Annotated in this window: 24 protein-coding genes; 12 read left to right on the top strand and 12 right to left on the bottom strand. The window is 63.6% G+C overall.

Annotated features, from left to right (window positions below; genetic code table 11):
• Positions 1-6: 6 nt before the first annotated feature.
• The 7 genes from tgt to coaD form a co-directional block, all read right to left on the bottom strand.
• Complete coding sequence (gene tgt / locus EJ078_RS28835; RefSeq protein ID WP_127324529.1) at positions 7-1,137, bottom strand: tRNA guanosine(34) transglycosylase Tgt; 1,131 nt, start codon at positions 1,135-1,137, stop codon at positions 7-9.
• Complete coding sequence (locus tag EJ078_RS28830) at positions 1,130-1,399, bottom strand: hypothetical protein (protein ID WP_095780556.1); 270 nt, start codon at positions 1,397-1,399, stop codon at positions 1,130-1,132. The genes tgt and EJ078_RS28830 overlap by 8 nt, the downstream gene beginning before the upstream one ends.
• Positions 1,389-2,477, bottom strand: a complete 1,089-nt coding sequence (queA, locus tag EJ078_RS28825) for a tRNA preQ1(34) S-adenosylmethionine ribosyltransferase-isomerase QueA (protein WP_127403922.1) — start codon at positions 2,475-2,477, stop codon at positions 1,389-1,391. Before queA ends, EJ078_RS28830 begins: the two co-directional genes overlap by 11 nt.
• Positions 2,477-2,926: a DMT family transporter gene (locus tag EJ078_RS28820; protein ID WP_066992491.1), complete on the bottom strand. Its 450-nt coding sequence runs from the start codon at positions 2,924-2,926 to the stop codon at positions 2,477-2,479. Before EJ078_RS28820 ends, queA begins: the two co-directional genes overlap by 1 nt.
• 11 nt (positions 2,927-2,937) lie before the next feature.
• Entirely contained in the window at positions 2,938-3,450 is a 513-nt protein-coding gene (locus tag EJ078_RS28815; RefSeq protein ID WP_066992487.1) for a peptidylprolyl isomerase, read from the bottom strand.
• A 29-nt stretch (positions 3,451-3,479) separates the two neighbouring features.
• Positions 3,480-3,977, bottom strand: coding sequence for a peptidylprolyl isomerase (locus EJ078_RS28810; RefSeq protein ID WP_245307383.1), 498 nt, complete (start codon positions 3,975-3,977; stop codon positions 3,480-3,482).
• A 167-nt stretch (positions 3,978-4,144) separates the two neighbouring features.
• Positions 4,145-4,645: a pantetheine-phosphate adenylyltransferase gene (gene coaD, locus EJ078_RS28805; RefSeq protein ID WP_127403923.1), complete on the bottom strand. Its 501-nt coding sequence runs from the start codon at positions 4,643-4,645 to the stop codon at positions 4,145-4,147.
• A gap of 193 nt (positions 4,646-4,838) precedes the next feature.
• Between coaD and EJ078_RS28800 the strand changes: the two genes are divergently transcribed.
• The gene (locus EJ078_RS28800) at positions 4,839-4,991 is read left to right on the top strand and encodes a hypothetical protein (RefSeq protein ID WP_082953674.1); all 153 of its coding nucleotides are present in this window, start codon (positions 4,839-4,841) and stop codon (positions 4,989-4,991) included.
• Positions 4,992-5,039: 48 nt separating this feature from the next.
• Here EJ078_RS28800 and gyrA read toward each other — a convergent pair whose 3' ends face one another.
• The gene (gyrA, locus tag EJ078_RS28795; RefSeq protein ID WP_067319763.1) at positions 5,040-7,835 is read right to left on the bottom strand and encodes a DNA gyrase subunit A; all 2,796 of its coding nucleotides are present in this window, start codon (positions 7,833-7,835) and stop codon (positions 5,040-5,042) included.
• A gap of 187 nt (positions 7,836-8,022) precedes the next feature.
• Entirely contained in the window at positions 8,023-8,859 is an 837-nt protein-coding gene (locus EJ078_RS28790; RefSeq protein ID WP_127216435.1) for an AraC family transcriptional regulator, read from the bottom strand.
• An 83-nt stretch (positions 8,860-8,942) separates the two neighbouring features.
• On the opposite strand from EJ078_RS28790, the gene EJ078_RS28785 reads away from it, so the two are divergent.
• The 3 genes from EJ078_RS28785 (at position 8,943) to EJ078_RS28775 (ending at position 10,603) form a co-directional block, all read left to right on the top strand.
• Entirely contained in the window at positions 8,943-9,512 is a 570-nt protein-coding gene (locus EJ078_RS28785) for a hypothetical protein (RefSeq protein WP_127216436.1), read from the top strand.
• On the top strand, positions 9,505-9,882 hold the full coding sequence (locus tag EJ078_RS28780) for a VOC family protein (protein ID WP_127324938.1): 378 nt from the start codon (positions 9,505-9,507) through the stop codon (positions 9,880-9,882). The genes EJ078_RS28785 and EJ078_RS28780 overlap by 8 nt, the downstream gene beginning before the upstream one ends.
• Before the next feature lie 91 nt (positions 9,883-9,973).
• Positions 9,974-10,603, top strand: coding sequence for a MarC family protein (locus tag EJ078_RS28775; RefSeq protein ID WP_066992466.1), 630 nt, complete (start codon positions 9,974-9,976; stop codon positions 10,601-10,603).
• 17 nt (positions 10,604-10,620) lie between these two features.
• Here EJ078_RS28775 and EJ078_RS28770 read toward each other — a convergent pair whose 3' ends face one another.
• The 3 genes from EJ078_RS28770 to EJ078_RS28760 all read right to left on the bottom strand — a co-directional run bounded on the left by EJ078_RS28770 (position 10,621) and on the right by EJ078_RS28760 (position 12,099).
• Positions 10,621-11,046 (bottom strand): OsmC family protein, encoded by a 426-nt coding sequence (locus EJ078_RS28770; RefSeq protein WP_067319759.1) that lies wholly within the window; start codon positions 11,044-11,046, stop codon positions 10,621-10,623.
• A gap of 104 nt (positions 11,047-11,150) precedes the next feature.
• Positions 11,151-11,549 (bottom strand): DUF2306 domain-containing protein, encoded by a 399-nt coding sequence (locus tag EJ078_RS28765; protein WP_127403924.1) that lies wholly within the window; start codon positions 11,547-11,549, stop codon positions 11,151-11,153.
• Between the two features lie 34 nt (positions 11,550-11,583).
• Positions 11,584-12,099, bottom strand: coding sequence for a single-stranded DNA-binding protein (locus EJ078_RS28760; protein ID WP_127324940.1), 516 nt, complete (start codon positions 12,097-12,099; stop codon positions 11,584-11,586).
• Positions 12,100-12,293: 194 nt separating this feature from the next.
• Here EJ078_RS28760 and EJ078_RS28755 point away from each other — a divergent pair, with 194 nt between their 5' ends.
• From EJ078_RS28755 to EJ078_RS28720, 8 genes are all read left to right on the top strand, one after another.
• Positions 12,294-12,674 carry a cupin domain-containing protein gene (locus tag EJ078_RS28755; protein ID WP_245457297.1) on the top strand — a complete coding sequence of 127 codons (381 nt, stop codon included), beginning with the start codon at positions 12,294-12,296 and terminating at the stop codon, positions 12,672-12,674.
• A gap of 44 nt (positions 12,675-12,718) precedes the next feature.
• Entirely contained in the window at positions 12,719-13,033 is a 315-nt protein-coding gene (locus EJ078_RS28750; protein WP_067319753.1) for a metalloregulator ArsR/SmtB family transcription factor, read from the top strand.
• Positions 13,030-13,521: an SRPBCC domain-containing protein gene (locus tag EJ078_RS28745; protein ID WP_127217318.1), complete on the top strand. Its 492-nt coding sequence runs from the start codon at positions 13,030-13,032 to the stop codon at positions 13,519-13,521. Before EJ078_RS28750 ends, EJ078_RS28745 begins: the two co-directional genes overlap by 4 nt.
• A gap of 23 nt (positions 13,522-13,544) precedes the next feature.
• A complete protein-coding gene (locus EJ078_RS28740; RefSeq protein WP_066992448.1) occupies positions 13,545-14,150 on the top strand; it encodes an ATP-dependent Clp protease proteolytic subunit in 606 nt (201 codons plus the stop codon).
• Between the two features lie 81 nt (positions 14,151-14,231).
• The gene (locus EJ078_RS28735; protein ID WP_245457298.1) at positions 14,232-14,498 is read left to right on the top strand and encodes a hypothetical protein; all 267 of its coding nucleotides are present in this window, start codon (positions 14,232-14,234) and stop codon (positions 14,496-14,498) included.
• A gap of 768 nt (positions 14,499-15,266) precedes the next feature.
• The gene (gene uvrA / locus EJ078_RS28730; protein ID WP_208721685.1) at positions 15,267-18,164 is read left to right on the top strand and encodes an excinuclease ABC subunit UvrA; all 2,898 of its coding nucleotides are present in this window, start codon (positions 15,267-15,269) and stop codon (positions 18,162-18,164) included.
• 35 nt (positions 18,165-18,199) lie between these two features.
• Positions 18,200-18,664, top strand: a complete 465-nt coding sequence (locus tag EJ078_RS28725) for a GNAT family N-acetyltransferase (RefSeq protein ID WP_095825316.1) — start codon at positions 18,200-18,202, stop codon at positions 18,662-18,664.
• Between the two features lie 30 nt (positions 18,665-18,694).
• Complete coding sequence (locus EJ078_RS28720; protein ID WP_245459001.1) at positions 18,695-19,498, top strand: DUF72 domain-containing protein; 804 nt, start codon at positions 18,695-18,697, stop codon at positions 19,496-19,498.
• Positions 19,499-19,679 lie beyond the last annotated feature (181 nt).

Below are 19,679 nucleotides of genomic sequence, written 5' to 3'. Positions count from 1 at the left end.
AAGCGCTCATAGCGCCGGCAGATCGCCCCTCGCCCAGCCTTCCGAAATCTCGGCAGCGCGCGTCTCGAAGGCTTTTGCCTCGATCGCGGCGCGGATGTCCTGCATCAGCTTCTGGTAGTAGGACAGGTTGTTCCAGGTGAGCAGCATTGCGCCGAGCGACTCCTGCGAGCGTGCGAGATGATGCAAATAGGCGCGCGAATAGTCGCGCGCGGCGGGACAGTCGCTTTCCTCGTCCAGCGGACGCGGATCGTCGGCATGGCGGGCGTTGCGCAGGTTGATCTTGCCGCGGCGCGTGTAGGCCAGACCATGGCGGCCGGCACGCGTCGGCATCACGCAGTCGAACATGTCGATGCCGCGTGCCACGGATTTCAAGATGTCGTCCGGGGTGCCGACACCCATCAGGTAGCGCGGCCTGTCGGCCGGCAGTTCCGGGCAGGTTATGTCCAGCATCTCCAGCATCACCGCCTGCGGCTCGCCGACCGCCAGCCCACCGACGGCATAGCCTTTGAGGTCCATCGCCGCCAACGCCTGCGCCGAACGCACGCGCATCACAGCACTGTCGCCGCCCTGCACGATGCCGAACATCGCCTTGCCCGGCTGATCGCCGAACGCCGTCTTGCAGCGTTCGGCCCAGCGCAGCGACAGTTCCATGGCGCGCTCGATTTCCTTCGGCTTGGCGGGAAGCGCCGTACACTCGTCGAGCTGCATCTGGATATCGGAATCGAGCAGCCCCTGGATTTCGATCGACCGCTCCGGCGACATCTCGTAGCGCGCACCGTCGATATGCGAGCGGAAGGTGACGCCCGTTTCGCTAAGCTTCCTCAGCTTCGACAGCGACATTACCTGGAAGCCGCCGCTATCGGTCAGGATCGGGTGCGGCCAGCGCGCGAATTCATGCAGGCCGCCGAGCTTCGCCACGCGCTCGGCGCCTGGCCTGAGCATCAAATGATAGGTATTGCCGAGGATGATGTCGGCGCCGACACCGCGCACCTGATCCATATACATGGCCTTGACGGTGCCGCCGGTGCCGACCGGCATGAAGGCCGGCGTGCGGATCTCGCCGCGCGGCATGCTGATGAGGCCTCGACGCGCCTTGCCGTCGGTGGCGAGCAGCTTGAAAGAGAAAGTCTCAGCCATCGAATTCCTTGTCGTGCACCGGGGCGCCGGGTGCCTGCTCGTCGAGCGACTGCCGGTAGCGGATGCAGCCGCGCATGAATTTCGGCCACGGCGGCACGGCGATCGCCGGCTCGGTCTTCTCCGGCAGCAGGTCCCAGAGGTCGGGATGATGCCAGCAGAGATCATGGCCGGTCGCATCGCGATGCGCGCGGATACCGGCGCGCAGCTTTGTCACTTCCGCGATGAGCGCCTCGCGGTCCATTCTCTCTAGATCATCGTCCATCGCTCGTCTCCGCTCGGTAAAGCAGGCTGGAGTCCCCGTAGGAGTAGAACCTGTAGCGGCTCTCGATGGCATGCGCATAGGCCGAACGCATCGCGTCCAGTCCGCTGAAGGCCGAGACCAGCATGAACAGCGTCGAGCGCGGCAGATGGAAATTGGTCATCAGCATGTCAGCTGTCTTGAAGCGGTAGCCGGGGGTGATGAAGATATCGGTCGGCCCGGACCAGGCCTCGATCCTGCCATCCTCAAGCGCAGCACTTTCCAGAAGGCGCAGCGAGGTCGTGCCGACGGCGACAAGCCGCCCTCCCCGCGCTCTTGCAGCGTTGAGCGCGTCTGCCGTTTCTTGGCTCACCAAGCCCGTTTCCGCGTGCATCTTATGGTCGGCGGTGTCGTCGGCCTTAACCGGCAAAAAAGTGCCGGCGCCGACATGCAGCGTGACGAAGCGCCGCTCGATGCCCTTGGCTTCCAGCGCTGCAAACAGCTCCGGCGTGAAATGCAGGCCGGCGGTGGGGGCCGCGACCGCGCCCTCTTCCCTGGCATAGATGGTCTGGTAGTCGCTGCGGTCGCGCTCGTCGTCATCTCGCCTCGAGGCGATGTATGGCGGCAATGGGATGTGGCCTACGGCGTGCATTGCCTCGTCGAGAAAGACGCCCGAGAGGTCGAAGCCGAGCAACACCTCGCCCGCCTCGCCTTTCTCGATCACCGTCGCGTCGAGCTGGCCGAGAAAGCAGGAATTCTGGTCGTGGCCGAAATGAATGCGGTCGCCGACGGCGATGCGCTTGCCGGGCCGCATGAAGGCCCGCCAGCGGTCCGGCGCGAGCCGCATATGCAGCGTGGCCTCGACCTGCGCCATCGCTTCGCCGCGCTTGCGGATGCCTTTCAGCTGGGCCGGAATGACCTTGGTATCGTTGAATACCAGCACGTCGCCTTCTCTCAGCAGCGACGGCAGATCGCTGACGGTGCGGTCGCGCAGCGTTTCGCCCGGTTTGACCACCAATAGCTTGGCGCTGTCGCGCGGCTCCGCCGGGCGCAGCGCAATGCACTCCTCCGGCAGGTCGAAGTCGAAAAGATCGACGCGCATTAGTAGAGCCGGATGAGCAGCGCTCCTACGAGCAGCAGCACGGCGCCGGCCACGCGGCCAAGCGAGACCTCGCGCACGGCAACACCAAGGAAGCCGGCCCGGTCGACCAGCATGCCGGCGATCAGTTGGCCGGCGACCAGGAAGGCCATCAGCGCCGCCGCGCCGATGCGCGGCGTAAGAATGGTGGAGAGCGTGACGTAGAATCCGCCGAGCATGCCGCCGGCGACGAACAGCCAGGGTGCCGGCGCCTTCCAGTCGAGCGAGAGGCCCTGCAGCTTCACCACGGCGATCGCGATGATACCGAGAACGACGGCGCCCGACAGGAACGAGAAAGCGGCGGCCGCGACCGGAAGGCCGAGGCCGCGCGCCAATTGCGAGTTGATCGGCGCCTGGATGGCGATGAAGGCGCCGGACAGGATGCCGAGCAGGGACCAGACTGCGCCCATCATCGTACTATGCCTTACTTGACGTCGGCCGCGACCTTCAGCGACACGATCTTGTCGGGATCCTGCACCGGCTCGCCGCGCTTGATCTTGTCGACATTCTCCATGCCTTCGATGACCTGGCCCCAGACCGTGTACTGGCGATTGAGGAAGGAGGCATCGTCAAAGCAGATGAAGAACTGCGAGTTCGCCGAGTTCGGGTTCTGCGCCCGCGCCATCGAGCAGGTGCCGCGGCCGTGATTGGCGTTGGAGAATTCGGCCTTGAGGTCCGGCTTGTCGGAGCCGCCCATGCCAGCGCGCGACGGGGCGAACGTCGGCTTCGAGGAGTTGCCGAATTTGACGTCACCGGTCTGCGCCATGAAGCCGTCGATGACACGGTGGAACACCACGCCGTCATAGGCGCCCTCGCGCGCCAATTCCTTGATGCGCGCGACGTGACCGGGCGCAAGGTCCGGATACATTTCGATGACGACCTCGCCCTTGGTCGTTTCCATGATGAGCGCGTTCTCGCGGTCCTTGATCTCAGCCATGTCAGAAAATCCTTTTGAAAATCGAGCAGTTACTTGCTGTCGGCAGCGATGCGGACTTTGATCATGCGGTCCGGGTCCTTGACCGTGCCGTTGTCCGCCTCATCGCCCTTCTTGATCTTGTCCACCAGATCCATGCCGCTCTCCACCTTGCCGACAATGGTGTACTGCCCGTCGAGGTTCGGCGCGGGCGCGAACATGATGAAGAACTGGGAATTGGCCGAGTTCGGGTCCTGTGAGCGGGCCATGCCGACCACGCCACGGGTGAATTGCTCGGTCTGCGAGAACTCGGCAGGCAGATCGGGAAGGTCGGATCCGCCCGTGCCGACAGCCTCGGGATTAAAACCCTTCTTCATGTTGCCGAACTTGACGTCGCCGGTCTGGGCCATGAAGCCGTCGATGACGCGATGGAAGGCGACATTGTCATAGGCGCCCTCGCGCACCAGCTTCTTGATCTGCGCCACATGCTTCGGCGCCAGATCGGGACGCAGCGCGACGGTCACGTCACCGTCCTTCAGCGTGATGATCATGGTGTTTTCCTTGTCGGCTGCCGAGGCCGGCAAGGACGCCGCCAAAACGCCGGCAAGCACGACAAGCAACGAAGCAAGCTTTTTCAGCTGCATGAGGTTCTCCGAAAGTCTTTGTTTGGGTGCATGTCGTTGCCCCAAAACCGGGATCCACCTTTGGGCGACATGCACTATTTCGCGAATTTGGCAGTGAGGGCGCCTGCGACCGCCGCCGGCACGAACGGGCGGATGTCGCCGCCCATCGACGCAATCTGGCGGACAAGTGTGGCGGTAATGGTGCGCACAGACGGGCTGGCCGGCAGGAAAACCGTCTGCAGCTCCGGCGCCATGGTCTCGTTCATGCCCGCCATCTGCATCTCATAGTCGAGATCGGTGCCGTCGCGCAGGCCGCGGATGATGATCGAGGCGCCATGCTTCCTGGCGGCGTCGATGACCAGCCCATCGAACGAGACGACCTTGATGCGGTTGCTGTCGCGGCCGAATTCCGCCTTGGTCGCGGCCTCGATCAGCTTCACGCGTTCCTCGAAGGAAAACAGCGGCGTCTTGCCGGGATGAATGCCGATTGCAGCGTAGACGGTGTCGGCCACGGCAAGCGAAGCCTTCAACACGTCGAGGTGACCATTGGTCAGCGGGTCGAAGGAGCCGGCGTAAAGGGCGGTGCGTTCGGTCATGGCAGGCTTCTAGCGAGCCTCTCCGACAAAGGCAAATCCCATTGCTGCGCCCGATCGTGAACCTTTTCACGGACGTCAACGACAGACGAATGCGACAATCACGAACGCTTCACGCAGCATTCACCAGCTTGCCGCTTCAGGAGATGAAACCAAAGCACCATCTTTATCGTTGTGATCGCAGGAGAACACGCAAATGCTGATCTACATGCTTGCCACTGCAATGACCATCGTGATGCTGATCGCCACCGCATTCGGATTGCACCAGGAAGCGGCGCGGGTGCGCATCAAGACCAACACCAAGCGGCTCGATGGCTTCGTAGGCCGCAACCTGTACCACCGCCGCTGACTTCCAGCCATGATCGCACCGGCCAAGGGCCGGTGGCGCGCAGTAAGGCTATTCGGGATTTCCCTCGCCCGAATCTTCTGCGGTGTCGGCTTCACCCGAAGGCGCTTCCTCGGCTTCCTCGTCCGACTGCGGCTCCGAAATCCGCTCGACCGACACCACCTTCTCACCTTCGGCGGTGTTGAAGATGGTCACCCCCTTGGTGGCACGGCTGGCGAAGCGGATGCCATCGACGGGCACGCGGATGACGGTCCCGCCATCCGATACCAGCATGATCTGATCGTCGTTGCCGACCGGGAAGGTCGCGACCAGCCGGCCGATCTCGGCCACTTTCGAGACATCCGTGGCGCGGATGCCCTTGCCGCCGCGACCCGTCAGGCGGAAATCATAGGACGAGGAACGCTTGCCGTAGCCGTATTCGGTCACCGTCAGCACAAGCTGCTCGTGCATCTTGAGGAATTCGTAGCGCTCGTCGGAAAGCTCGGCTTCCTCGCCGATCTCCTCATTGGTCAGCGCGATCTCTTCCTCCTCGGCTGCACCGCCGGCGGCAAGCCGACGCTCGGATGCCGCACGCTTCAGATAGGCCGCGCGCTCAGCCGGTGAAGCATCTACATGTTCGATCACCGACATCGAGATCACGCGGTCGGTTTCGGCCATGGCGATGCCGCGCACGCCGACGGAATTGCGGCTCTGGAAGACGCGCACATCGGAGACCGAGAAGCGGATGCACTGGCCGGAATTCGCCGTCAGCAGCACGTCGTCATTGTCCGTGCAGGTCTCGACGCCGAGGATTTCGTCGCCTTCTTCCTCCAGCTTCATGGCGATCTTGCCGTTGCGGTTGACCTGGACGAAGTCGGACAGCTTGTTGCGTCGCACGGTGCCGCGCGTGGTTGCGAACATCACGTCGAGCTCGCCCCAGCTCGTCTCGTCCTCCGGCAGCGGCATGATGGTGGTGATGCGCTCGCCCTGCTCGAGCGGCAGCATGTTGATCAGCGCCTTGCCGCGCGACTGTGGGTTGCCGACCGGCAGGCGCCAGACCTTTTCCTTGTAGACGATACCGCGCGAGGAGAAGAACAGCACTGGCGTATGCGTGTTGGCGACGAATAGCCGGGTGACGAAATCTTCTTCCTTGGTCGACATGCCGGAGCGGCCCTTGCCGCCGCGACGCTGCGCCCGGTAGAGCGACAGCGGCACGCGCTTGATGTAGCCGGAATGGCTGACCGTGACGACCATGTCCTCGCGCTGGATCAGGTCTTCGTCTTCCATGTCCGCCCCGCCCTCGGCGAGTTCCGTGCGGCGCGGCGTGCCGAACTCGTCGCGGACGGCGATCAGCTCGTCCTTGACGATCTGCTGGATGCGCGCGCGAGAAGACAAGATGTCAAGGTAATCAAGGATTTCAGCGCCGATCTTGTTCAACTCGTCGGCGATCTCGTCGCGGCCGAGCGCGGTCAGGCGCTGCAGGCGCAAGTCGAGGATGGCGCGGGCCTGCTCTTCGGATAGATTGTAGGTGCCGTCCTCGTTGATGCGGTGGCGCGGATCATCGATCAGCTGGATCAGCGGAGCGACGTCGTGCGATGGCCAGCGCCGTTCCATCAACTGCTCGCGCGCGGTCTGCGGATCTGGCGCGGTGCGGATCAGCTTGATCACCTCATCGATGTTGGCGACGGCGATAGCGAGACCGACCAGCACATGGGCGCGCTCGCGCGCCTTGCGCAGAAGATATTTCGTGCGCCGGCTGATAACCTCCTCGCGGAAGCCGACAAAGGCCTTCAGCATGTCGATCAGCGTCAGCACTTCCGGCTTGCCGCCGTTCAGCGCGACCATATTGGCGCCGAACGAGGTCTGCAGCGGCGTGAAGCGGTAAAGCTGATTCAAAATGACGTCGGCGACCGCCTCGCGCTTGAGCTCGACGACGACACGGTAGCCCTGGCGGTCGCTCTCGTCGCGGATGTCGGAGATGCCCTCGATGCGCTTCTCGCGCACGAGTTCGGCCATCTTCTCGATCATCGCCGCCTTGTTCACCTGATAGGGAATCTCGGTGATGATGATCGATTCACGGTCGTTGCCGCGCGCCTCGATGTTGACGCGGCCGCGCATGACGATCGAGCCGCGGCCCGTCGAATAGGCATTGTAGATGCCGGAGCGGCCAAGCACGATGCCGCCGGTCGGGAAATCCGGACCGGGCACGATCTCCATCAGCGCAGGCAGGTCGATCGCCGGATTGTCGATGATGGCGATGGCGCCGTTGCAGACTTCGGCCAGATTGTGCGGCGGGATGTTGGTGGCCATGCCGACGGCGATGCCGCCCGAGCCGTTGACGAGCAGGTTCGGGAAGCGGGCCGGCAGCACCTTGGGCTCGGTGGCGGAGGCGTCGTAGGTGTCCTGGAAATCGACGGTTTCCTTGTCGATGTCCTCCAGCAGCTCATGCGCAACCTTGGTCAGCCGGGACTCGGTGTAGCGCATCGCCGCCGGCGGGTCGCCGTCGATCGAGCCGAAATTGCCCTGACCGTCGATCAGCGGCACGCGCAGCGACCAATCCTGGGCCATGCGCACCAGCGCGTCATAGATCGAGGCGTCGCCATGCGGATGGTATTTACCCATCACGTCGGCGACCGGGCGCGCCGACTTCACATATTTGCGGTTCCAGTGATAGCCGCTCTCATGCGAGGCATAGAGGATGCGGCGGTGCACCGGCTTCAGGCCGTCGCGCACGTCGGGCAGCGCCCGACTGACGATCACACTCATGGCGTAATCGAGATAGGAGCGCTGCATCTCCTCGATGATCGAAATCGGCTCGATGCCGGTGGGGCCGCCCTCCGGCCCGCGCGGTGTCTTCTGGTCGGTCAAATCAGGTCACAATCCAGTCGGGAATCACTCGCCGCTTATATAGGAAGCCGGGCTGAAACTCCAATGGCTACGGCACTTTTCCAAAGACAATTTCGGCGGCAATTTCAAATGGATACCGCTGATTGCGACGATATGGCCAAAGCCACACTTTGAGCTCGCAGGCCAAGTCGATCTCGAACGGCCTTGGCTAATGCCCGCGTCTGCCCGCCCGTTTGCAGCGGTAGGCGCCGGGCGCTTCTCCCATCTCGCGCCGGAACCTCCGGTTGAAGGTCGAAAGGTCGTTGAAGCCGGCATCGAACGCAATCGTCGAGATCGCTTCGTTCGACGCGCACAGCCGCACCGCGGCCCGATGCAGCCTGGTCCTCAGCAGGAACTGATAGGGCGTCATGCCGGCGACATGACGGAACGTGCGCAGGAAATGATACGGGCTGGTCGCCGTGCCGTCGGCGAGTTCGGTCAGCGATAGCCGGCGATCGGCGTTGAGCTCGATCAAACGCACCGCCTCGGCTACGCGTTTCTGGTCGCGGGCGCTGGGTGTCCGGGCAACCTCGGACGAATTGGCCGCAGCCCCGACCACCGCGCAGGCAATGCGCAGACCGAGTTCCTCGAACGCCTCGCCGTCGCCCGTTTGCTGCGCCGCCTCCGCTTGCGCCAGCAACGGCGCCAGCACCGGCAAGGGCGGCAGGCGTGGGTCGGCAAAGCCGAGCCGGCTTGCGCCCGGCACATCGGCGACGACGCGCTCCATATAGGCCGGCGAAAAATGGAAGGAGAGGCAGCGGTCGCCCGCGCCGTGCTCGTGGCCGCACTCGTAGCAGGCGCCCGGATTGCCGAGCAGGATGGCGCCTGGAGCAAGCATTGCCGTGCCCTGGCGCGTCCGGTAGCGGAACGTGCCCCTGGTCACGGCGGCGACGCAGAAACCGCGATGCTGTTCTTCAAACGGGCGGTCGCCGGCGCGAGCCGTGCAGATCACGTCGGATACCTGCCAGCCATGCCCTGAGGCCAGGTTTTTTTCAGTCGTCGCCATCGCGAAAAAATAGCAATTTTTCCCAAGCCCAGAACCCCGCCATGCCCCTATTGCTCGCCTCTCCTGACAAAGAGGCAGCAACCATGACCGATCCCTTTGCCGAAGCCCTGCACAGCGACGCTCCCAATCCGGATCTCGCCGAAAAGCTCAAACTCTACGGCCGCTTCATCGGCGCCTGGACCTTCGACGCCACGCGCACGCTGGAGGACGGCACCAGGCTCACTGGGCGCGGCGAGGTGCATTTCGGCTGGGTTCTGGAGGGCAAGGCGGTCCAGGACGTCTGGATTCTGCCGGCGCGGAATGCCGGGGTGCAAGCCTCTCTCGGGCCATGGACCTTCTACGGCACGACGTTGCGCGTCTACGACCCCGGCGCGGACGCCTGGCATATCTTCTGGAGCGATCCGCGCAACCAGTATTACAGCCGCCAGCTCGGCCGCGCCGAAGGCGACACAATCGTGCAGATCGGCGCCGACGGCATCGGCTCCTCGGTGCGCTGGAGCTTTTCGCACATCACCGAGAACGCCTTCCGCTGGCTTGGCGAGCGTTCGCATGACGGCGGCAAAACCTGGCGCAAGGAGGTCGAGTTCCTGGCGCGGCGCTCGACTCCAGCCCGACCGATCAACCACCTTAATCATGGAGAAAAGGATGCTTGACCATATCTCGATCGGCGTCCGCGACTGCGACGCCTCGAAACGCTTCTACGACGCCGCTTTTGAGCCCCTCGGCTACTCGTGCCTCAGCCAGTCACCCGGCTCGCTCGGCTACGGCGCCAGGACCGTAGAACTCTGGGTCAATGAGGCCGGCCGGCCGGTCCCGGCCGACGCGGACTCCGGCCTGCATTTCTGCTTTGCCGCACCGACACGCGCCGGCGTCGACGCTTTCCATGCGGCGGCCTTGCTTGCGGGTGGCAAGGACAATGGCCGGCCCGGCCTGCGCGCCGCCTATGGCGACAACTACTACGCCGCCTTCGTAATCGACCCTGACGGCTACCGGCTCGAGGCTTATTGCAACAAAGCTGAATAGCCGGCTGAAATCCTCCCGTCCTGTTCCCACCGCTCCCGCTTTGCTCTACGAATGCAGGGCTTGGGCTTCGCCAGGCGGGAGGGGACCAGCGATGCCGAGCTTCGACACCCTGTTCAACGCCTTCGTCACCATCCTGGTGACCATCGATCCGCCCGGGCTGGCACCGCTCTTCCTCGCCGTCACGCGTGGCATGAACCGGGACGAGCGCCAGCAAGTCTCGGTGCGAGCTTCGGTGATCGGCTTTCTGGTGATGGCGTTGTTCGCCGTCGCCGGCGCGTCGATCCTGTCGGTGTTCGGCATCACGCTGCCGGCCTTCCGCGTCGCCGGCGGCTTCCTGCTTTTCTTCATCGCCTTCGAAATGGTGTTCGAGCGCCGTCAGGACCGCAAGGAGAAGATCGGCGACGTCGCCATCACCAAGGACATGATCCACAACATCGCCGCCTTTCCGCTGGCGATCCCGCTGATCGCCGGTCCCGGCGCGATATCGGCGACAGTGCTGCTGTCAGGACACTTCGAGGGCTTTGCCGCGCAAGCGGCGCTGGTCGGCATCATCGCGATCTGTCTTGTGCTCACCTTTCTGGTGTTCGTGCTGGCAGAGCGCATCGACCGCATCCTCGGCCAGACCGGCCGCTCGATCCTGACGAGGCTGCTCGGCGTTATCCTGGCGGCGCTTGCGGTGCAGTTCGTCGCCGACGGCGTCAGGGCGCTGATGGCTGCCTGAGCAGCATCCCTACTGCCTTATTTCACTGCTGTATCGACCACCTCGAAATCATGCGTGACGGCCGCCGTCTTGGCCATCATCGCGGTGGCCGAGCAGTATTTCTCGATCGACAGGTCGATCGCCCTTTTCACCTTGTCGTGCGACATCGCGCGACCCTTGACGATGAAATGCATGTGGATGCGGGTGAAGACGCGCGGTTCCGTCTCGGCACGATCCGCGTCCAGCTCGACCACGCAGTCCTCGACCGCCTCGCGACCTTTTTCGAGGATATGGACCACGTCATAGGCCGAGCAGCCGCCGGTGCCGATCAGCACCAGCTCCATTGGGCTCGGCCCTGGCGTCCGGCCTTCCGGCCCACGCGCCGTGCCCAGCACGACTTTGTGACCGCTGCCGGACTCGCCGACAAAGGTGCGTTCCTCAACCCATTTGACGCGTGCTTTCACGATGATCTTCCTTAGACGCTGCTTTGCAAGCGGACTATCGCCGCAACTATCAACTATAGGCAATTCCGGACGGAAAACCGCGGCGCACTTTCGCTCGAAATTGTTTATTGGCCGAATACGACCGTGTGCATGATGCGGCCGGGCACCAACGTGAAGATGCCGGCGCCGATCAGCGCAAATAGGTAGAGCTTGATCATGACGCTGCGATGCGCGGCCACTTTATGGGTGTGCGCATACCAGACCGCCAGCGGGGCGGTGACAACCACCAGGATCGACAGGATGTGGATCGGGCTGAACGGCCCGATCAGGCGTATCTGCTGGATCCAGAAGCTCGAGACGGCGACGACCAGCATCAGCGCTGCCCAGGCATAGCCCAAGACGCGGTGGCGTGTCGTGCCTTTCGGCAATGCCAGTTGCGCCCCGCCTATCGCCAGCGCGGCGAAGGCGGCGAACGCGTGCCATGGAATGGGAGGAGGCGCTGTCAGCAACGATCCAAGCGACATCGCGCCTTCCCCTCAAACAACGATTGCGAGACCTTCAGAACGGAATCTCGTCATCCAGCTCGCGCGATGAACCACCGCCACCGCCCCTGGAACCGCCACCGCCGCCACGGCTGAAGCCTTCGTTCGGACCCGACTGGCCGAAATCGGAACCCCGGCTGTTGCCGCCGGCATAACTGCCGACCTGGCCGCCGCCTTCGCCGCGCGCGTCGAGCATCTGCAGCTCGCCACGGAATTTCTGCAGTACGACCTCGGTCGTGTAGCGATCGTTGCCGGTCTGGTCCTGCCATTTGCGCGTCTGCAGCTGGCCCTCGACATAGACCTTCATGCCCTTCTTCAAATACTGCTCCGCCACCTTGGCGAGCTGGTCGTTGAAGATGACGACATTGTGCCACTCCGTCTTTTCCTTGCGCTCCCCGGAATTCTTGTCGCGCCAGCTTTCGGACGTGGCGATGCGGATGTTGACGACCGGGTCGCCCGAATTCAGGCGGCGGATTTCAGGGTCCGCCCCGAGATTGCCGACCAGAATGACCTTGTTGACGCTACCCGCCATCGTACTTCTCCGCGCTCATCCGAAACAAATGTTAAGTCGCTCACCTTACAGCCTGCGGTTCGCCCATGCCCGCGAAGGCTGGCTTTTCCCACAATGTTTTTGTTCTCTGTTCGTTCTAGTCTTGACCGCTGTTTCTGTCAAGGAATGTCAGCAACAGGTAGTATTCCTGGGCAGGAAACAAGGGGGATATCGGAATGAACGTTGTTTCGCATGAGGATCAGCCGCGCGAAACGTGGCGCGCCGGGGTCGAAACCCGCATGCATGTTGCCGCCGCCAATGGCGCAGCGGGCCTTTGCATATTCGAGCAGTGGGTCGGACCGGGTAGCGGCGCACCAACGCATGCGCATATGGTCGAGGAAGTACTGACGGTGATTGCCGGCGAAGCCGAAATGTGGGTCGACGACCGACGGGCCGTGCTTGCCGCCGGGCAGTCCCTGATCATTCCCGCGCACCGCAAACATGGCTTTCGAAACGTGGCTTCCGGCACGCTTCACATCCATGCCGTGCTCGCATCGCCAATCTTCGAGGCAAGCTTCGACGGAGCGGCGGAGCCGGTGAGACGCTGGACGGCCTAAAACGGCGCTTGCCAAACCAATAAGTATCGACTTATGCTTTGCGCATGATCGAAGCAGAGATTTTCCGGGCCCTGGCCGATCCGACACGCCGCGCCGTCTACGAGCGGCTCGCGGCCGGCGAATTGACGGTGTCCGAGCTGCGCGCCGGCGTCAGCGTGTCGCAGCCGGCCGTCTCGCAGCATCTTGCCGTGCTGCGCGGCGCCGGACTGGTGATCGAGCGGCGCGCCGGCCGCAACGCCTATTACCGCGCCGACCCTCAAGGGCTCGATCCCTTGCTCGGCTGGATCGAACGCTACCGCGCCTTCTGGCCGGAGCGCATCGAGCGTTTGAAGAGGGTTCTGAAGGAAATGGACCAATGACGATTACCAAACACCCAGCAGCGGCCAACGCGCCGCTCAGCTTCGAATGCGAGCTTGCCGATCCGCCGGAAAAAGTCTGGCGGGCGCTCACCGAGCCGGAACTGCTCGCCGCTTGGCTGATGCCCAACGACATCAAGCCAGCGATCGGTGAGCGCTTTGCCTTTGCCGGACCAAACGCGCCGATCGAGTGCGAAGTGCTCGAGGCCGAGCCCGGCAAGCTGCTGCGCTATTCCTGGCGCGAGCGACCGGGCGTGGACACTGCCGACCGGCTACCGGCATTCGACGGTCCCATCTTCGAAAGCATTGTCACCTTCACGCTCGCGCGCACGGTTTCCGGCGGCACGCATCTCAGAATCGTCCATGATGGTTTCGCGACGGTCGCGCAACCTGTCGTCGCCGTTTCCGGCGCCGGCTGCGGGATTTCGCTCCACGCGCGCAAGAGCCCAGCTGCCGCCAACGCGCCAAGCATGATGCTGCGCGCGGCTTGACCAAAGAACCGAGGAGATCTGCGATGAGCGCCTTTGCCAATCTCGTGCCGATGGTGATCGAGCAGTCGAGCCGCGGCGAGCGCGCCTTCGACATTTTCTCGCGGCTGCTGCGCGAACGCATCGTCTTCATCAACGGCGAGATCAATGACGGCGTGTCGGCGCTGGTCTGCGCGCAGCTCCTGTCGCTGGAATCGGACCATCCCGACAAGGAGATATCGATCTACATCAACTCGCCGGGCGGCGTGGTGACCAGCGGCTTCGCCATCTACGACACCATGCAGTACATCTCCTGCCCGGTGTCGACGGTGTGCATGGGCTTTGCCGCCTCGATGGGCTCATTCCTGTTGATGGCAGGCTCGCCCGGTCGGCGCATCGCGCTGCCCAACACCAGGATCGTGCTGCATCAGCCGCTGGGCGGCTTCCAGGGCCAGGCCTCCGACATCCAGCGCCACGCCGAGGACATCCTGCGCACCAAGCGCCACATGACGGAGCTGTACGCCAAGCATTGCGGCCGGACCTATGACGAGGTCGAGCGCACGCTCGACCGCGACTATTTCATGACCGCCGAGGAAGCGAAGGCCTGGGGCCTCGTCGACCATGTCTACGACACGCGCAAGAAGGCGGCCTGACCGCGCGGCAAATTGATTGCGGCGCATCTGGCCTCGCCTTCGGCGCGCCTCTATAGTTCGCGCATGATCCGAGCGCGTTCCTTGACGAATCTGGGTTTTGCCGTTGGTGCAGTCGCCGGCGTGCTTGCGGTCGGCACCGCCGCTTTTGCCGACGACAATTCGACACAAAAACTGCCCGGCGTGAGCAGCGACTACCGTATCGCCAAGCCCGCGCCGCAGACCGAGCCTGACGACTCACTGCCAGCCGGCAGCAACGGCACGTTCAAGATCGGCGACACCGATGTCAGGATTTCGGGCAGCATAACCATCGACATGGCAACGGGCGCCATCAGGCCTCCCAACCACTGAAGCTTACCCCGCATTGCGGACGCCGGCGACGGACCTTCGACTCGCAAAATGCAAGCCCCGCCACTGCTTCCGCAGGTGGACGGGGCTTTCATGGATCTGAAACCCAATTTTAGCCGGGAGTGGACTGCCGGCGTTCTGTTTCGGATGCAACGCGGCTTTCAGCCGACGATCCGACTATGGTCTCTGATTGTAGGAATCGGCAGGTCACGTTTTTCGGGTGGCGCTCACGCCTACCCTGGCACTATGCCCGCCGCGGCTCCATCGCTTCGTGGAGCCTCAAGGGACTGTCCGGTGGCGTCATGCTCCGCTCCTGGTCCGTTGTGGCAATGTCGTCCGAAGCGCAAATCGCTGAAGCCTGCGGCGTCTCGCAGGCCACCTCTGGGTGACGAGGCCATCGACAGACGGCCGGCTTCGTTGACGCCTTTGAGACTGCCCCCATGGGTCCGAGACGTCAACCGTTGAAGAGCCGGTTACAGAAAAATGTGATCGGAGGTTACGTCCAGGTAAGTCGAATGCCTTCGACTGATCGGTCGCGACGGTTTTTGCAGCCGCTGTTTCCACAGCACTTTGTCAGGAGGGTGTTCGGCCTTTGTTCTTTCCGCTTGCCCGCTCGCGCGAAAGGCGGTTAAACGCTTTGGTCGAGATTGTGGCGTCTCTCGACGCGGCGACGAGATTACCTACATAGGGGATGGCCGGGACAAACCCGCCAATCCAGCAAATTCCAGACCTGAGGCGGCGACCGGCGATGGCCGACCAAAATATCTTTCCATTCGCGGCGCGCGCGAACACAATCTCAAGAACGTCGATCTCGACCTGCCGCGCGACAGCCTGATCGTCATGACCGGCCTGTCGGGATCCGGCAAGTCGTCGCTCGCCTTCGACACCATCTATGCCGAGGGTCAGCGTCGCTATGTCGAAAGCCTTTCGGCTTATGCCCGCCAGTTCCTGGAAATGATGCAGAAGCCGGACGTCGACCAGATCGACGGCTTGTCTCCCGCCATCTCGATCGAACAGAAGACGACGTCGCGCAACCCGCGCTCGACAGTCGGCACCGTCACCGAAATCTACGACTATATGCGCCTGCTCTTCGCCCGCGTCGGCATTCCCTATTCGCCGGCCACCGGCCTGCCGATCGAAAGCCAGACGGTCAGCCAGATGGTTGACCGCGTGCTGGCGCTGGACGAGGGCACGCGTCTCTACCTACTGGCGCCGATCGTGCGCGGCCGCAAGGGCGAATACCGCAAGGAACTTCTGGAGCTGCAGAAGAAGGGGTTCCAGCGCGTCAAGGTCGACGGCGTCTTCTACGAGATCGCCGACGTGCCGGCGCTGGACAAGAAATACAAGCACGACATCGACGTGGTCGTCGACCGCATCGTCGTGCGCGGCGATCTGGCTACGCGGCTTGCGGATTCGATGGAGACCGCGCTGAAGCTCGCCGACGGGCTGGCGGTGGCCGAGTTCGCCGACCGGCCGCTCGACGCCAGCCAGACGGGCGAGGACTCGGTCAACAAATCGAAGAACGAGACGCATGAGCGCATCATGTTCTCGGAAAAATTCGCCTGCCCGGTGTCCGGCTTCACCATTCCCGAGATCGAGCCCAGGCTGTTCTCCTTCAACAATCCTTTCGGCGCCTGCCCGACCTGCGACGGCCTCGGCAGCCGGCGCGCCATCGACGCCAACCTCGTTGTGCCGGACGAGAATGTCTCGCTGCGCGACGGCGCCATCAGCCCCTGGGCGAAATCGACCTCGCCCTATTACGCGCAGACGCTTGAGGCCTTGGGCAAGGCCTATGGCTTCAAGCTCGGCGACAAGTTCAAGGATCTGAGCGCCGAGGCGCAGCAGGCGGTGCTGCACGGCACGGGCGAGCGCGAGATCACCTTCCAGTATGACGACGGCCTGCGCTCCTACAAAACGACCAAGACCTTCGAGGGCGTCATCCCCAACCTCGACCGGCGCTGGAAGGAAACGGAATCGGCCTGGATGCGCGAGGAGATCGAGCGCTTCATGTCGGCCACCCCCTGCCCCGCCTGCAACGGCTACCGGCTGAAGCCGGAAGCGCTCTCGGTCAAGATCGCTGGCAGGCACATCGGCGAGGTCACGGAGCTGTCGATCCGCAAGGCCGACCGGTGGTTCACCGATCTGCCGGCGCAGCTCAACGAAAAGCAGAATGAGATCGCCGTCCGGGTGCTGAAGGAAATCCGCGAGCGCCTGCGTTTCTTGAACGATGTCGGCCTCGACTATCTGACGTTGTCGCGCAATTCCGGCACGCTGTCGGGCGGCGAGAGCCAGCGCATTCGTTTGGCTTCGCAGATCGGCTCCGGCTTGACGGGCGTGCTCTACGTGCTGGACGAGCCGTCTATCGGTCTGCACCAGCGCGACAACGCGCGCCTGCTCGATACGTTGAAGCACCTGCGCGACATCGGCAACACGGTGATCGTCGTCGAGCATGACGAGGACGCCATCCTGCATGCCGATTATGTCGTCGATATCGGCCCGACCGCCGGCATCCATGGCGGTGAGATCATCGCGCAAGGCACGCCGCAGCAGATCATGGCGACGCCCGCCTCGATCACCGGCAAGTATTTGTCGGGCGAGCTCGAGGTCGCGACGCCGGCGGTGCGCCGCGAGGCGAAAAAGAACCGGCGTATCAAGGTCGTCGGCGCGCGCGGCAACAATTTGAAGAACGTCACGGCGGAGATCCCGCTCGGCACTTTCACTTGCGTCACCGGCGTCTCCGGCGGCGGCAAGTCGACCTTCCTGATCGAGACGCTGTTCAAGGCGGCCTCACGCCGCATCATGGGCTCGCGCGAGCATCCGGCCGAGCATGATCGCATCGAGGGCCTGGAGTTCCTCGACAAGGTCATCGATATCGACCAGTCGCCGATTGGCCGCACGCCGCGCTCCAACCCCGCCACCTATACCGGCGCCTTCACGCCGATCCGCGATTGGTTCGCCGGTCTGCCGGAGGCTAAGGCGCGCGGCTATCAGCCGGGCCGTTTCTCCTTCAACGTCAAGGGCGGCCGCTGCGAGGCGTGCCAGGGCGACGGCGTCATCAAGATCGAGATGCACTTCCTGCCCGACGTCTACGTCACCTGCGACGTCTGCCATGGCAAGCGCTACAACCGCGAGACGCTGGACGTGCTGTTCAAGGGCAAGTCGATCGCCGACGTGCTCGACATGACGGTGGAGGAAGGCGTCGAGTTCTTCTCGGCGGTGCCCGGCGTGCGCGACAAGCTCGAGACGCTGAAGCAGGTCGGGCTCGGCTACATCCATATCGGCCAGCAGGCGACGACGCTCTCAGGCGGCGAGGCGCAGCGCATCAAGCTGGCCAAGGAACTGTCGCGCAAGGCGACCGGCAAGACGCTCTACATCCTCGACGAGCCGACCACCGGCCTGCATTTCCACGACGTCGCCAAGCTGCTCGAAGTGCTGCATGAGCTGGTCGACCAGGGCAACACGGTGGTGGTGATCGAGCACAATCTCGAAGTCATCAAGACCGCCGACTGGGTGCTCGACCTCGGCCCCGAGGGCGGCGACGGTGGCGGCGAGCTGGTAGCCTCCGGCACCCCGGAAGCGATCGTGCGCGAAAAGCGCAGCTACACCGGCCAGTTCCTGAAGGAGCTTCTGGAGCGGCGCCCCGGGGGCAAGCGCGAAGCGGCCGAGTGAGCGAGTGGGTCGGCAAGCGTTTGGAACAGTCTCAAATGAAGATCAGGCAAGCGCTTGCAGGTGATCTCCAAGCTGTCGTCGCGATAACCACGGACGCCTACGCCCCCTATACCGCCCTGTTCGGCGCGCCGCCGATCCCGGTGACCGAGGACTATGCACCCCGTATTGCGCGCGGCGAGGTCTGGCTGCTGGAGGATGGTTCCGATCTGGCCGGGCTGCTTGTCCTCGAGCGGCACGACCATCATGCCATGATCTTCAGCGTTGCCGTTTCGCCGGCCTTCCAGGGCAGGAAGCTCGGCATCAGGCTGCTCGACTTCGCCGACGAGCAGGCGCGGTCATGGAGCGTGCCGGAGGTGCGCCTCTACACCAATTCGCGCATGGAGCGGAACATCGCGCTCTATTCGGCTTACGGCTATCGGGAGACGGGTCGCCGCGCCAACCCATACCGGCCAGGATGGATATTGGTCGACATGGCCAAGCCGGTCGACAAAGCAGCCTGAGCCGCATTCAAAACTCGGAGGAGGAAGACGATGATCCAAGGAAAGATCCGCTCCGGCATGGGCGGCTGGACCTTCGAGCCCTGGGACACCTCCTTCTATCCGGAGAAGCTCGCCAAGGCCAAGCAGTTGCACTTTGCCAGCCGCCAGGTGCCGAGCATCGAGGTCAACGGCACCTATTATTCCAGCTTCAAGGAGCCGACCTTCGTCAAGTGGGCGAACGACACGCCGGAGGGCTTCGTCTTTTCGCTCAAGGGCAACCGCTTCGTCACCAACCGCCGCGTGCTTGGCGAGGCCGGGGAATCGATAATGCGCTTCCTCGGCTCGGGCATTGTCGCGCTCGGCGACAAGCTGGGACCGATCCTGTGGCAGTTCGCGCCGACGAAGAAATTCGATGCCGACGATCTCGAGGCCTTCCTGAAGCTGCTGCCCGAGAAACAGGACGGCGTGCCGCTGCGCCATGCGCTCGAAGTGCGGCATGACACCTTCATCGTGCCGGAATTTCCGGCTCTGGCGCGCAAATACAATGCCGCCATCGTCTATGCCGACCACGCCAAATATCCGGCGATCGCCGACGTCACCGGCGATTTCGTCTATGCCCGCCTGCAAACCGGCAGCGACGACAATCCCGATTGCTACACTCCGAAAGGGCTCGACGAATGGGCGGGCCGCGTCAAGACCTGGGCGGAAGGCGGGCAGCCGGCCGACCTGCCGCGCGCCGATCCCAAGACCGACGCGCCGGTCAAGCCGCGCGACGTGTTCGCCTATTTCATAAGCGAGGGCAAGGTGCGTGCGCCCTTCGGTGCAATGGCGCTGATGAAGCGGGTGGCGGCCTAAACTGGCGCGGCTCTTTGTTGGAACGCCGGAAGTTTGCCCGGCGCGGCACGCCGTCGGCAGTTGGCTTGTCGGAACCTGCCGGCCATGTTGACCGTTCTGTCCCAGCCGATCGCGAGGTCGGCGGAGGGTTATCTCGCCGAAAGATCGGTACGGCGACCTCGCGAAACGCTCGCCACATCCC

Source organism: Mesorhizobium sp. M1A.F.Ca.IN.022.06.1.1, from assembly GCF_003952605.1.
GTDB lineage: Bacteria > Pseudomonadota > Alphaproteobacteria > Rhizobiales > Rhizobiaceae > Mesorhizobium.
This window is presented reverse-complemented; position numbering and strand designations above follow the sequence as displayed.